Genomic DNA, 13724 nt, shown 5'->3' on the forward strand with positions numbered 1-13724 from the left:
AAGAAAAAGTGATGATGAATTCTGTCACCCTCCCAATAGTCGGGCACATGTGCTCACCTTTTCGAGAAAAATTTGGTATTCCACGTCAGCCTAATTTGGTTAATATCGAATCTTATATCGAGATGGTAGAACCTTATAACGACTTGTTGGCTTTTGAGGGAATTGAGCAATTTAGTCATCTTTGGCTCATTTGGCAGTTTCATGACAATAAAAATCAGGAGACTGCAACTAAGTTTCGGCCTCAGGTTCGTCCGCCACGTTTAGGGGGCAATGAAAAAATTGGTGTGTTTGCAACACGCAGTATGTATCGTCCAGCGCCTGTGGGTTTATCTGTAGTACGTTTAAAAAAGATTGAAAAAGTCGGTAAGTCATTAAGAGTGTACGTTACAGGCAGTGATTTATTAAATGGCACGCCAATTTTAGATATTAAACCTTATATTCAATATTCAGATGCCATTGTTGATGCTCAAAGTGGTTATGCGCAGGCTGAACCCGAACGAAAGTCAGTCATATGGTCGGAAACTGCACTCACTACCCAGCAATATCTTTTAAAGAATAAAAAAATTAATACGCAATATCTTGATGAATTAGAACAAGTATTGACGTTAGACCCTAGACCTGCCTATCAAGAAGACCCTGAACGAGTCTATAAAATGAAATTTTCGAATTTTGATATTCATTTTAAAGTGAATGGTAATGTCATTACAGTTGTTGATATAGCGAAAGAGGAATCGCTTATCTAATAAAGCCGTTTTAGAACCAATGTAGGTTCATCCATAGCAAGCTAATAAATATTGTCATATGCAAAATTTGGGCAGGAATAAAAGCAAGGGCATAACGCATTCCACCAGAAATAGCCGAGTTAATGCTTTTAGCAATCGCATGGACAGCGAAGCCGCTCATGAAAGCAATGAGTAGTGAGGTATGAGCGTTATTCGGTTCTCCTTGTACAATTACTGCTGCAATAGCTGCATGTATTTCAAACAAAGATGCGAGTAAGGTCCCTGCGATTAAGCCTGCATCTCCCAAATATAGACTTAGACCATAAACGCCTGCCTGAATGAGGGTAAGTGTCCCTGCAATAATAATTGCTTCTTTTAAGCTAAACATTCTGGAATCTAGCTCGGGTGTAGTCGTACTTGGCTCTGCCTTGCGTAATATAATGAAAGCCCATACCGCTAAAAAAGCCAATGCAATGAGTGTTGGAAATATAATAAGTTTGAACCATGCCAAACTTATACCGACGACAATAATTAAGGTTTGTACCAATGTGGAAACACATGACATTAATGCTGCACCTGCATTTGTCTTGGCATTTGCACGACCAGAGCGTACTTCCAAACCCAGACTCGCGATAGTGGCGGTACTTGAAACAAAACCTGATGCTAAAGAAGAGAGTAATAAAGCATTTTTAGAAGATAAAAGCCGCTTTGCAATATGTGCGAGAGCTTGCACAAATAAAATTAAAGTCAGTAATTTTAAAATCACATGAGGGTTTAGAACGGGTCCCCAAAAAGGTTTATTGGGAACTAAGGGTAAGGCAATTAAAAGTAATGCCAGTAAAAAAATCCCGTCGCGCAATTCTGATTCGGTAATCCATTGACTGGCTATGCCATGCATTGATTGTTTTGCCAATAAAATAATCGTTATGATCACGGCGAGTCCTGCAGCCAGCGAAATATTCCAAATACAAAGCGCCCCAATGAAGTAAGTCATAATAAAGGCAAGTTCGGTGGTGACACCGGGGTCATTTGGCTGATTTTTTAAGAGAGACAATACTGATCGCGCCTATAAGTAGAGCACCTACAATTCCAATTTCAGTACCGAATAAAAAGCATATTGCTCCGAGTAGGGAGCTAATTGCAAATGATCGAAAACCTGCGAAAGTTTTATATTCGTGTTTTAACTTACTTCTTTCGCGCTCCAGACCAATTAATAACCCGCAGCCCAATGCAGCAGCAATGATAGTGATAAATTCTTCAAATGATGCAGTTTGTAATGACATTGTCATTGGAAGATTCATAATACTTCCTCTTAGGTTTATTGTTATATGTAGATGTCAGTTATTTTTAAATCATATATTCATGTCCAGTTTATGCTTTTTATTGTATTGAGCCTAGTCTCTTTTTTAATCAAACTATCATAATAAATATCTTTATAAATATGATCTATGACACAAAAAAAATCTAAGTTGAGAATTGGTTTAATTAATTGAAGTTAAAAGATATTTAAAAGCTAAATTTGAAGATTTCTAGACCAGCTAAATCTAAAACATCTCTGCTATATTATAAAAATATATTGGGGATAACACATGAATGCACATGTAGAAATAGACGCACATTGGTGTCTGGAACAACTATTACAAGAAGGCCGCATTACTGAACGGGACAAATTACTGGTACAAACGACAAATAGACAAAAAGATCAATTGAAATGGCATCCATTACAGTGGATTGCACATTTTAATTTAAAAGACCAACAGCACGTACAAGCACATTTAAGTCTAAACCGCCTGTGCCAATGGTTTGCTGATCGGGCGCAATTACCATTATTTGTGATTGATCCTTTAAAAGCAGATGTAAGCGCTTTAACTCAAGTCATGTCACAAGAGTTTGCAATTCGAAACCATATTTTAGCTGTAGAAGTTCATGCGGACCGAATTGTGATTGGTACAGACCAGCCTTTTAAAACAGATTGGTTAAACAATTTGGAAAGAAGCCTGGCACCGAAGAAAATTGAACGCGTACTGCTTAATCCCGAACAGTTGCAACGTTATTTGCGAGAATATTATCAGGTTAGCCGAGCAGTAAATTCAGCTCAGAAAGATGCTGCGCATGACCGTGATAACAAGGGAGTAGAAGCACTTTTACAGCTTGGTGATAGCCAAAACCCTGATGCCAATGATCAACACATTGTGAAATTGGTTGACTGGATTTTACAGTTTGCATTTGAACAAAGTGCCAGTGACATTCATATGGAACCGCGTAAAGACAATGGCAAAGTTCGGTTCCGTATTGATGGTGTTTTACATACCATTTATAACATGCCCTCAAATACACTGACTGCCGTGATTTCCCGAATTAAAATTTTAGGGCGATTAAATGTAGCAGAAAAACGTAAACCGCAAGATGGTCGGTTAAAAACACGCACACCGAAAGGGCAAGAAACCGAACTCCGTTTATCTACCTTACCAACAGCGTTTGGTGAAAAAATGGTTATGCGTATTTTTGATCCAGATGTACTGGTACGTTCCTTTCAGCAATTGGGTTTTGACCAGTCATTGTTGCAACAATGGCAGCGTATTACACAAAATAGTCACGGCATTATTTTGGTTACTGGTCCAACAGGTTCTGGTAAAACCACAACGCTATATTCTTCTTTAAAGCAGCTTGCAACCGAGCAGGTCAATGTCTGTACCATTGAAGACCCGATTGAAATGCTAGAGCCTAGTTTTAACCAAATGCAGGTCAATAATGCAATTGATCTGGGCTTTGCTGATGGTGTGCGTGCCCTGATGCGTCAAGACCCAGACATTATTATGATTGGGGAAATTCGTGACCAAGATACTGCAAATATGGCCATTCAGGCGGCACTCACAGGGCATTTGGTTTTATCAACTTTACATACCAATGATGCACCCTCTAGTTTGACCCGTTTACATGATTTGGGTGTGCAACCTTTTTTAACAGCAGCGACTATTTTAGGGGTATTGGCTCAGCGTTTAGTGCGACGACTTTGCCCACACTGTAAACAAGAAACTCATATAAATGAGGAAGAATGGCAGCACCTAACATTTGACTATATTATGGAAATGCCCGAAAAAGTTTATCAAGCAGTAGGGTGTGAACAATGCCGACATACGGGCTATAAAGGTCGAGTTGGTATTTATGAGTTTATGCCAGTTAGTCTTGAGCTTAAGCATCTTATTAGCAGCCATGCGACATTAAATGAACTACGAAGCCAAACCAAAAAAGAAAGTGTAGAGCCTTTGAGAATTGCGGGAGCACATAAAGTCATTGAAGGGCTTACCACTTTAGAAGAGGTATTAAGAGTTGTTCCATTAAACTAAACTTTTCTTAAGATTCACCTCATTTATGCTTGTTTTACTGATGTCATTCCAAGATGTAATTAAATAGGTGATTTTATGAAAGCATTTAAAGTGATCTTGATGACAGCGCTTACTGGTATAGCGCTAGCTCCTATATCTATGAGTCAAGCAGCGGCTATATCTGCAACGGTCACTACTGTTAAGCAAGCATTAACGGCAAAAGACGATACGCCTGTAAAACTACATGGACAAGTCGTGAAATCTATTGGAGATGAGAAATATCAGTTCCGAGATAAAACAGGTACTATCACTATTAATGTAGATGATGAGCTTTGGCAAGGTCATCCTATTTCCCCAACAACTAATATTGGTTTAGTTGGTGAAGTAGATATAGACTTTAAACCCTCAAAACATGTAGAAATTGATGTAGAACAAATCCAGTTTTAAGCACTGGACTTTACTTATAATATTTATAGCCGCACTGATGATGCGGCTTTGCTTTTTTAATAAAGGCTTGGCAAGATCAAGACAGAATATAACAGGAAAAATAGATGAGAATTTTGCTTGCAGAAGATGATCGCTCTCAAGCGGAAAGTATTCAATCTTGGTTAGAGTTAGATGGCTATCAAGTCGATTGGGTCGAAAGAGGTGATTATGCCCTTACTGCGATTGAGCAGCATGACTATGATTGTATTTTACTTGATCGAGGTTTACCTCAACTGGCAGGTGAAAAAGTCTTAACAACAATCCGTTATAAACAAAAAAATGTACCTGTCATTTTTATTACAGCGCGTGACAGCATTCATGACCGGGTAGAGGGACTAGATTTAGGCGCAAATGACTACTTGATTAAACCTTTTAGCTTAGAAGAGTTATCTGCCCGAATCCGTGCTCAATTACGTAATCAAACTTTAAGTCAGCAATCGATTCTAATATGGGGAGATTTACATCTAGATACTCAAGCAAAAGTTGTATCGTTGGCCGGAAATTCCATTGATTTAACAGCGAAAGAGTTCCAAATTTTACGTAAGCTCATGGTTCATCCTGAACATATTGTTACTCGGGATCAATTAGAAGAAGCGCTCTATGCATGGGGTGACGAGATTGAAAGTAATGCAATAGAGGTTTTTATCTATCAACTTCGAAAAAAAATCGGCAGTAGCAGTATTAAAACCATACGGGGACTAGGCTACCGTATGGGAGATTTAAAATGAAAACGAATCGATCCTCTTTGCAGTCTCAACTGGTTAAAACCACTATGTGGAGCAGTATCGTGGTGGGGCTGCTCGCTTTAAGCTTGCTTACCATATTTTCGATTTATCACAATATGTCAGTGCAAGATGAAATCATGGATGAAATTTCAGATACGTTATTGGTTTCTGATCTCTCTAAACATTCTATGAGACAATTTGACGAGCTCAGTGATGAGTTTGATATTCAATATGAATTATTAAATTCTGGTCAATTGCTTACTCATTCTCATACTTACCAACATGAACTTTTTGAACAAGGCAATTTATCAAAAGGTTTTTCATATTTTTGGTTTGATGGTCAATTATGGCGTAGTCTGGCCGCACAACAAAAAGATTCAGAGCTGCAAGTTGAGGTTTTTCAACCCATGAGTACTCGTGTTGAAGAAGTACTCAAAGCACTCGCTGGATATAGTGGTCTTATGGTTTTGTTCTGGCTACTACAATGGGTCATTGTAAGTTGGCGTACCGAACAACAATTGGCGGCTCTCAACCTACTCTCTAAACGTATTGCTCAAAAAACCGCATCAAATTTAGAACCGATTCAAGACCCAGATGTCATTACAGAAATTCAACCCGTCATAGATGCATTAAACCAGTTACTCGCAAGGCTCCAAAGGGCACTCGTTGCTGAACAGCGATTTACCGCAGATGCATCACATGAGTTACGTTCACCATTATCTGCCATACAAATGCGTCTGCAAGTTTTACAACGTAAATATCAGCATATTCCAGAGCTTGATCAAGACTTTGAACGTATCCAGGAAGACGTTTCAAGAAGTACCAAAATTCTTGAAAATTTACTGCTCCTTGCTCGTTTGGAACCTAATGAAATAGAACAACCAGAACTTTTTAAGAGTGTGATTGATTTAAACCATCTATTAGCTCGAGTAATTGAAACTGTAAGTATGGATGCACAAGCCAAACAAATGATGATTGAGACAAATATTTTGTCAAATGAAACCAAAATATTTGCAAATGAAGAATTACTTTTGATTGCTTTTAGAAATCTGTTTGATAATGCTATTCGCTATAGTCCTATGTTGGGTTTTATTCATGTTGAGCTCAGTCATGATCAGCAACAATTAAAAATTTCTATAGAAGACACTGGAAATGGTGTAGATGATGAAGTTTTAAGACGTCTAGGACAGCGTTTTTTTCGTGTATTAGGTACGCAGCAACAAGGCTCAGGATTAGGACTATCAATTACTAAAAAAATTATTCAACTCCATGGTGGGGAACTGCAGTTTATGCATGCAAACCAAGGTGGTTTAAAAGTTGAGGTGACATTGCCTTTTAATCATGAAATACAAAAATAGCATGGTTGCCCATGCTATCCATTTTTTGTTTTCCCACGAATATTATTGAAACGCGAGGGTAGTTCTTATTTAGTTAAAATGAGACGGTTATTGCGAGTAAGGCGTAGTCGGTATTCCTCGCCAGCATGCATAATTCGAATTTCACGACCTAATGCAAATAGGTTGTTAGAATGCAGCATTGGTAAGGCATGAGCTGAGTCAGTGTTACGAGTAAATAAGCTAAAAGGTGCGTTCATTTGTTGTGCTCCGTGGTATATTCTTGAACGATTTAAATGATAATCATTATCGAATAGATCTGTCAATGAGATTTTAAAGAATTTATAAATTGATAAAATTTGCTTACACTTGGGAAAAATTTGAGTGAGTAGAAAAATGCCTAAACCGATAGTCGATGTCGCAATAGCTATCTTAATTCATCGCGGAAAAATATTAGTTGGATGGCGTGGTGAACAGCAGCATCAAGGTGGAAAGCATGAGTTTCCAGGAGGAAAGGTTGAGCAGGGTGAAACGCCTGAAGAAGCATGCCGCCGTGAAATTTATGAAGAAGTCGGTATTGGTTTAAAAGATTGGCATCAGTTTGATTATATTCACCATGAATATGATGACATTATCGTCAACCTTCATTTGTTCCATAGCTATGTACCTGATGAATTATTAAATCTTATTCATCAGCCTTGGACATGGTATACGCGTGATCAGCTAGTTAACTTAAACTTCCCGAAAGCCAATAAAGATATTATTAAAAGATTGTATTGGCCACATTTTATTAAAATTAGCGCTACGCTCACACTACCCGAAAATGATGAAATTTTAGTGTATTGGCGCAGTGAAAAAGATAATGTTAGTGAGGATGATCTAGAAAAATTAGCTCTTTTAGATACAAATCAGCTTTCAAAATTAATCGTGAATGTCGATACTTGGCACAAACTAAAACCTGATTTAAAAAGCCGTATAAGAACAGTACATCTTAAACAGTCTCAATTAATGAGTTTGCATAAAGGCGACTTAGAAGTGGGAGTACGTTTTATTGCTGCTTGCCACGATGCGGTTTCTTTACAGCATGCTCAGCAAATTGGTTGTGATGCTGTTTTTGTAAGCCCTGTCAAAGTAACAGAGACCCATCCTGACGCTATCGCATTAGGGTGGGATCGTTTTGCTGACTTAATTGACAAATGCCAGATTCCCGTCTTTGCTTTAGGGGGCATGAGTCCTGATGATTTAGCCACAGCACAGCAATATGGTGCGTATGGCTTGGCTGGGATTTGTAATTTTTTAAAAAACATAAAAACATTAAAAACTAGAGCGCTTTTAATGCTTGCTGAGCTTCCTGAACAGTTTTTGGGTTATTACGTTGTTGACCCGCTTTTAAAATGGTTAGCCAAAGCTGTTTTTTCATCGCTTGGCTCTGAGCAAAGCTTAAACCACGTCTTGCAAGAGACTCAGCATTAGCATATTGCTGTTTATGATTTGCAGTCAGTGCAAGAAATAAATAAGTCTCGGCAGCCTGTGGAGCTAAACGCTGGGCTTGAAGGGCGTAGCGCTCTGCATCTGACCATTGCTGGTTTTTGTAAGCTTGCTCAGTTTTTTGCATTAAAGTTTTAAAAGCTGGTAACTGGCTTCCATCATCATTAAAGCGTTGGGGCTTTTTCTGCTGAGGAACAATCACCTGTAAACTTTTACGTTGAATATTTGGATGATCATAGGGTGTAATTTTTACACCAGATGGTGTCTCAGCATTCTTTTTTTCAGTAACAGGTGGTGTTTTGTCTTTTGGAGCTGAATGATCTGGTAAAGTTGTACAGCCGACCATAAGTACAGCACCAATATAAAAAACACCTTTCTTTAACATATCCTGTTTCCTGTTAATGCTTAGTTGTTATAACTACCACTAGAAATCACTCGTGTGTTATTCGACAGATCTTGTTCCATCTGGCTTTCACTCTCACGAATATAGCTATCGCTATTATCCGGTTGAGAAGCTGGTGCTGTGTTATCACTTTGTGGTGCGTATGTTGGATCAACTTGATAATACGGTGCTCCACATGGCGTAGCACGATGCGGAACCGTATGTGTCAGCATAGGGATATACATCGCGCCAGCACAAGCTTGTGCTGATAAATCACCTGTTGCATGGTCAATCCATTGCCACTGTACCGTGTCTGGCTGACGTAGATTTACTGGTGTTTGACGTAATTGTTTCATCACATTAATCCACACTGGTAATGCACCAGATGAACCTGTTAAGCCAGTTACTTTGTTGTCATCTAGACCTAACCATACTACAGCGACATGGTTCCCCGAATAACCAGCAAACCATGAGTCACGTGTATCGTTAGTTGTACCTGATTTACCAGCCAATTTTAAAGTAGGAGGTAAGCTGTTATACGCTGCGCGGCCCGTACCTGATGACATGACCTGTTGTAGGCCATAGTTCATGATATAGCCAACCGAAGGGTCAATGGTTTGTTGTACGTTTAAACCATAACGATCAAGTAAACGGCCATTTGCATCTACCACAGAACGAATCGCACGAGTTGGATATTTGAAGCCACCTGTAGCGAAGTTTTCATAAATACCGAGTACTTCCATTGGTGACATATTAACTGCACCAAGGAAAATAGATGGGTAGGCTGGAATTGGTGATTCAACACCAAATTTTCTTAAGTTGTTGGTAAATGTAGATAACCCAAATTCTTGACCTAGACGAACTGCAGATAGATTGTAAGAGTTTGCTAAGGCTTCACTTAAACTTACAACGCCATGACCACCGCCACTATAGTTTTTCGGTGTCCAACTTTTACCGCCATCTACCGGAATGCTAATAGGAGCATCTTCGATCTTACTTGCCCAGTTATAACGTCCAGACTCAATTGCACTTAAATAAATCACTGGCTTCAATAAAGAACCGACTTGACGTTTTGCATCTAAAGCACGGTTAAAGCCAGTAAAATCTTGAGTTGAGCCAACGGCTGCAATCAACTCACCGTTTTCAGGATGTGCAATCAGTACCGCACCTTGCAAGTTTTTCAAGCGGGCAGGGTTACTTTGAGTCAGACGTTCTACAGATGCTTTAAATGCATCTTGAACCTGAGTTTGTGCAATTGGGTCCAAGGTCGTAAAAATACGTAATCCTTGATTAGTTAAATCGCTTTCCTGATATTCGGTACGTAACTGACGGCGCACAATATCTAGGAAATCAGGGAATTTTGCAGGACCTAAGCTTGGCTTGCTGAGAACACCTAAAGGACGTGCAATTTCAGTTTCATATTCGGCTTGAGTTAAATAACCCATTACACGCATGTTATTCAATACTGTATCGCGACGATTTTTTGCTCCTTCAGGGTTTTTCCAAGGGTTATATAAAGATGGCCCTTGAACTAAACCGACTAAATAAGCTTGTTGCGCGACATTAAGTTCACGAAGTGGTAAACCAAAATAAAACTGCGAAGCCAAGCCATAACCATTAATTGAATAGTTACCATTTTGGCCTAAATTTACTTCATTTAAATAAGCTTCTAAAATTTCATCTTTGCTGTAATGAAGCTCAATAAGTAAAGCCATTAATGCTTCATTAACTTTACGCTTTAATGTACGTTCAGGGGTTAGATAGAAATTTTTGACTAACTGTTGTGTCAGGGTTGAACCACCTTGGCGACGTCCTCCAGTGACATTACTTACTAAAGCACGTGCTGTACCACGAATTGAAATACCGTGGTGATGGTAGAAATTACGGTCTTCTGTAGAAATTAAAGCTTCAATGAGTGGTTTAGGAACATTATTGAGTTTGATCAGAACACGGTCTTCATTATGCTGAGGATAGATCCCACCAATCAGTAAAGGTTCTAAACGAGCCACACCTGTTGAAGAAGGTTTTGTACTGCGTACCTCTGCAACTTGGTCATTTGTAAAGCTAAGTTCTAAAACTTGTTCCGGTTCTACGCTATCACCATAGTCAAAACCGCGTGTATGTACATACATGTTGCTACCTTGAGCAACGAAGGTTCCAGACTTGTCATAATTACTTGAAGTTTTGTAACCTAATAATTTTAATTCTTGGGTAAAATTTGCTTGAGTAATGGGTGCATTATTATAAATTTCCAGAGGCCGAGCGAACACTTTGGCAGGAATGTCCCAGCGCTGTCCTTCAAATTTTTCACGGATAATATTATCTAAACGAATCAGATAGATACTAAGAGCAATAAAAGCACCAATCACCAATATGGAAAAAATTAGCGCGAAGAAACCGATACCACGTTCAAACTTCATATAAATGAGATAAAACCCTAAACAATACGTTAATGATGCGATAGCTTGTCATCAATTTGCAATGATAAAACTGTGAATAAATGGAAAACTTAGATTGAATTTTACAGCATCTTGTTGTTATGTTTTTTTAAATTAATCAGGTTAATGTTATGATAGCGTAGAATCGCAGCGGAGCTTACTCATTCGTGCAAATTTCACATAAGTCCTTCAGAAACGTCGGGTTAATTGGTCGACCGGATAAATCATCAGTTGTAGAAACACTATGTTTAATTCATGACCATTTGCTAAGTTTAGGCCTAAACCCCATTTTTGATCAGGAAACTGCCGAATTAGTGCCCTATGATCATGCACAAGTTGTTAGTCGTCACTTATTAGGTGAAGTTGCTGATCTGGTGATTGTAGTAGGTGGTGATGGTTCTTTACTTCATGCAGCTAGAGCTTTAGTTCGCTACAATACACCTGTCATTGGTATTAACCGTGGGCGTTTAGGATTTTTAACTGATATTAAGCCTGCGGAAGCTATTTTTAAACTTGATCAGGTATTACAAGGTCATTTCCAACTTGATCGCCGTTTCTTGCTTGAAATGGAAGTACGGACCAATGGTGAAGTCATTTATGATGCAATTGCTTTAAATGACGTTGTACTACACTCAGGTAAGTCGGTACATATGATCGACTTTGAACTTAATATTGATGGTCAATATGTTTACCGTCAGCATAGTGATGGTTTAATTGTTTCGACCCCGACAGGATCAACTGCTTATGCATTGTCAGGTGGTGGTCCAATTTTACATCCGAGTATGGATGCTATTGCATTAGTCCCTATGCACCCCCATACATTATCTTCACGCCCGATCGTAGTTGGTGGGCAAAGTGAAATTAAAATCGTCATTCGCGAAAATCGGGTATTACCGATGGTGAGTGCAGATGGGCAACATAGTGTATCGCTCAATGTTGGTGACAGTTTGCACATCCGCAAACATCCATTTAAATTAAGTTTATTACACCCACCAGGTTATGATTTCTATATGGCTTGTCGTACCAAACTGGGTTGGAACCAAGATTTTGAATCTTTTCAAAGAGATGAATCATGAATATTGAACAAATGCTATCTGTTTTAAACCCTGAAATTGTAGAGCGTTTAAAAACAGCAGTAGAAATTGGTAAATGGCCAAATGGTATTGTTTTAACGAAAGAGCAGCGCGAAACATGTATGCAAGCCGTGATTGCTTGGGAGTTAAAGAACTTACCAGAAGAACAGCGTAGCGGTTATATTGACCGTGGTACAAAAGAAGAGGGTGAGGTTTGTGAAGATGATCATCACAAGCATGAGCCTGAATTTAAACCGATTCGTTTTGTTTAAAACCGTATTTTAAAACAAAAGAATAAATCCTAGTTAGCATTTGCTATCGCGTTGGCGACATGGATGTCGCCAGTTGAGCAACAGTACATGGAAGTACTGTTTGCTCAACAAAAGATTTTTGTTACTTTTCATCTTTGAAAAGTAAGTATTGCCTATATGTAGCAATATAAGAAAAACATGCTATAGAAGGCTGTATGGTCTTATATCAGTTTTATTGGCTTGAATTACGTGTTTCCCATAACACTTTTGCTTTTTGCATTGCTTCCTCAAAACTAGAAACAATGCCCATGGTATATAAAGCAATACCCATAGTTTCTGTTACGGCCATTTCCCCATATTCATGATTTTGCTTTCCAAGCCAGACCGCTTTAAAGGTTGCTAAGTCTAACTCTTCTTCAATTGGACTACGTTCAGGCGTAAGCTTTGGCAACTCATGCTCATAGAGTTCACCATTTTTAATACCGCAAATGAGAGTTTTAGCATCGGGGTTTCGTTCAAATTCACCGCCTTCACCTTTAATGACGGCACTATTTTGATAGCCTAAGCGAAGCGCACTATGCTGATGAGAGGTTCTATACGCTGGATGGAATATCGCTTGTAAGGTGGCTTTCGCATTAAATGGGTTAATGAGACGAGCCAAAGTGTGAATAGGTGAGCGTAAGCCCATCACATTTCTCAAAGAAATTAAATCGCTTAAAACAGGTGAAATCACATCTAGCGGTAAGTAAGCAAAATTCTGTTCGGCCAATTGGGTGCGGACCTCTTGTTCAGAATGGCAAATTTTATAATCTAAATATTGCAAAACTTGTTCGGTATAGACCCGGTTAATCGTATGTCCAGAAGCGCCATGCATGACGATTTTATAGCCGTGGTGAGCAAGGTTAAGAGCCGCTAATAAAAACCAAGGGTAATGTTTCCGCTTGCCTGCATAAGATGACCAGTCCAAGTCCACATCTAAAGGTTGAAAATTAAGTTGGTCTTTGGTGGCTTGTACAAAGCCTGCAAGCTCATCAATGGACTCTTCTTTAACACGTAGCAGCATTAAAAAAGCACCCAACTGAACATCAAGAACTTCACCTTTTAAAATCATGGTAAAAGCCTGATAGGCCTCTTCATAACTTAGTGAGCGAGAGCCGGTTTTCCCCTTACCTAAAATACGGACATATTGAGCAAAGGGATGTTCAGCATCTTTATAGATATTACGTTTAGTATTCATGGCAATTCAAAACAGTAAAAATAAGGGGGAGACAGCTCAAAATGAAATGTCTACAAGGACTTTTCAATATGACATAAAAAACTGCTGAAAAAATATCAAAAGTGTTTCTCATACTAAAGTCTTAAGGCTGCATGAGTGTTTTTTGTGCGTATTAGCCAAAATTTTAACCGAATTGCTATTCAATTCGAGTAAACTTTCACGTGCTTTTTTGAGCACTCATATCATAATTTTATGTGATTCTCCTATATCTTCAGCTTTTTAT

General features: G+C 38.7%; 11 protein-coding genes and 2 pseudogenes. 8 read left to right on the top strand and 5 right to left on the bottom strand.

Annotation, left to right across the window (positions count from 1 at the left end):
• Positions 1-14: 14 nt before the first annotated feature.
• On the top strand, positions 15-743 hold the full coding sequence (gene tsaA / locus J671_RS14255) for a tRNA (N6-threonylcarbamoyladenosine(37)-N6)-methyltransferase TrmO (RefSeq protein ID WP_081404905.1): 729 nt from the start codon (positions 15-17) through the stop codon (positions 741-743).
• Positions 744-753: 10 nt separating this feature from the next.
• Here the strand turns inward: tsaA and J671_RS14260 are convergent.
• Positions 754-2023 (bottom strand): annotated as a pseudogene (locus tag J671_RS14260) (MgtC/SapB family protein).
• A 288-nt stretch (positions 2024-2311) separates the two neighbouring features.
• Here J671_RS14260 and J671_RS14265 point away from each other — a divergent pair.
• The 4 genes from J671_RS14265 to J671_RS14280 all read left to right on the top strand — a co-directional run bounded on the left by J671_RS14265 (position 2312) and on the right by J671_RS14280 (position 6617).
• Positions 2312-4069 carry a GspE/PulE family protein gene (locus tag J671_RS14265; RefSeq protein WP_031982659.1) on the top strand — a complete coding sequence of 586 codons (1758 nt, stop codon included), beginning with the start codon at positions 2312-2314 and terminating at the stop codon, positions 4067-4069.
• Positions 4070-4144: 75 nt separating this feature from the next.
• Positions 4145-4495, top strand: coding sequence for a NirD/YgiW/YdeI family stress tolerance protein (locus J671_RS14270; protein ID WP_002049212.1), 351 nt, complete (start codon positions 4145-4147; stop codon positions 4493-4495).
• Positions 4496-4599: 104 nt separating this feature from the next.
• On the top strand, positions 4600-5262 hold the full coding sequence (locus J671_RS14275) for a response regulator transcription factor (RefSeq protein WP_004707827.1): 663 nt from the start codon (positions 4600-4602) through the stop codon (positions 5260-5262).
• Positions 5259-6617, top strand: coding sequence for a sensor histidine kinase (locus J671_RS14280; protein ID WP_031982660.1), 1359 nt, complete (start codon positions 5259-5261; stop codon positions 6615-6617). The genes J671_RS14275 and J671_RS14280 overlap by 4 nt, the downstream gene beginning before the upstream one ends.
• A 65-nt stretch (positions 6618-6682) precedes the next feature.
• Here J671_RS14280 and hemP read toward each other — a convergent pair whose 3' ends face one another.
• Positions 6683-6853, bottom strand: coding sequence for a hemin uptake protein HemP (hemP, locus tag J671_RS14285; RefSeq protein WP_000993415.1), 171 nt, complete (start codon positions 6851-6853; stop codon positions 6683-6685).
• 136 nt (positions 6854-6989) lie between these two features.
• Here hemP and J671_RS14290 point away from each other — a divergent pair.
• Positions 6990-7889 (top strand): annotated as a pseudogene (locus J671_RS14290) (NUDIX domain-containing protein); the annotation flags it as partial.
• 25 nt (positions 7890-7914) lie between these two features.
• Here the strand turns inward: J671_RS14290 and J671_RS25125 are convergent.
• Together J671_RS25125 and mrcB are read right to left on the bottom strand one after the other, a co-directional pair.
• Positions 7915-8466: a tetratricopeptide repeat protein gene (locus J671_RS25125; RefSeq protein ID WP_031982663.1), complete on the bottom strand. Its 552-nt coding sequence runs from the start codon at positions 8464-8466 to the stop codon at positions 7915-7917.
• A 20-nt stretch (positions 8467-8486) separates the two neighbouring features.
• Positions 8487-10883, bottom strand: a complete 2397-nt coding sequence (gene mrcB, locus J671_RS14295; protein ID WP_004707836.1) for a penicillin-binding protein 1B — start codon at positions 10881-10883, stop codon at positions 8487-8489.
• Between the two features lie 185 nt (positions 10884-11068).
• Between mrcB and J671_RS14300 the strand changes: the two genes are divergently transcribed.
• Positions 11069-11977 (top strand): NAD(+) kinase, encoded by a 909-nt coding sequence (locus tag J671_RS14300; protein WP_002049094.1) that lies wholly within the window; start codon positions 11069-11071, stop codon positions 11975-11977.
• Positions 11974-12246, top strand: a complete 273-nt coding sequence (locus tag J671_RS14305; protein WP_002049252.1) for a YeaC family protein — start codon at positions 11974-11976, stop codon at positions 12244-12246. Before J671_RS14300 ends, J671_RS14305 begins: the two co-directional genes overlap by 4 nt.
• 211 nt (positions 12247-12457) lie before the next feature.
• Here J671_RS14305 and J671_RS14310 read toward each other — a convergent pair whose 3' ends face one another.
• A complete protein-coding gene (locus J671_RS14310; protein ID WP_031982665.1) occupies positions 12458-13462 on the bottom strand; it encodes a glycosyl transferase family protein in 1005 nt (334 codons plus the stop codon).
• Between the last annotated feature and the right edge of the window lie 262 nt (positions 13463-13724).

The organism is Acinetobacter sp. 1130196, assembly GCF_000588095.1.
GTDB lineage: Bacteria > Pseudomonadota > Gammaproteobacteria > Pseudomonadales > Moraxellaceae > Acinetobacter > Acinetobacter nosocomialis.

What these genes read in the sequence shown, in the direction of transcription:
- J671_RS14270 (WP_002049212.1), top strand. Translation starts at nt 4,145, where the DNA reads ATGAAAGCATTTAAAGTGATCTTGATGACAGCGCTTACTGGTATAGCG.
- J671_RS14310 (WP_031982665.1), bottom strand. Translation starts at nt 13,462, where the DNA reads ATGAATACTAAACGTAATATCTATAAAGATGCTGAACATCCCTTTGCT.
- hemP (WP_000993415.1), bottom strand. Translation starts at nt 6,853, where the DNA reads ATGAACGCACCTTTTAGCTTATTTACTCGTAACACTGACTCAGCTCAT.
- J671_RS14305 (WP_002049252.1), top strand. Translation starts at nt 11,974, where the DNA reads ATGAATATTGAACAAATGCTATCTGTTTTAAACCCTGAAATTGTAGAG.
- J671_RS14265 (WP_031982659.1), top strand. Translation starts at nt 2,312, where the DNA reads ATGAATGCACATGTAGAAATAGACGCACATTGGTGTCTGGAACAACTA.
- tsaA (WP_081404905.1), top strand. Translation starts at nt 15, where the DNA reads ATGAATTCTGTCACCCTCCCAATAGTCGGGCACATGTGCTCACCTTTT.
- mrcB (WP_004707836.1), bottom strand. Translation starts at nt 10,883, where the DNA reads ATGAAGTTTGAACGTGGTATCGGTTTCTTCGCGCTAATTTTTTCCATA.
- J671_RS14280 (WP_031982660.1), top strand. Translation starts at nt 5,259, where the DNA reads ATGAAAACGAATCGATCCTCTTTGCAGTCTCAACTGGTTAAAACCACT.
- J671_RS25125 (WP_031982663.1), bottom strand. Translation starts at nt 8,466, where the DNA reads ATGTTAAAGAAAGGTGTTTTTTATATTGGTGCTGTACTTATGGTCGGC.
- J671_RS14275 (WP_004707827.1), top strand. Translation starts at nt 4,600, where the DNA reads ATGAGAATTTTGCTTGCAGAAGATGATCGCTCTCAAGCGGAAAGTATT.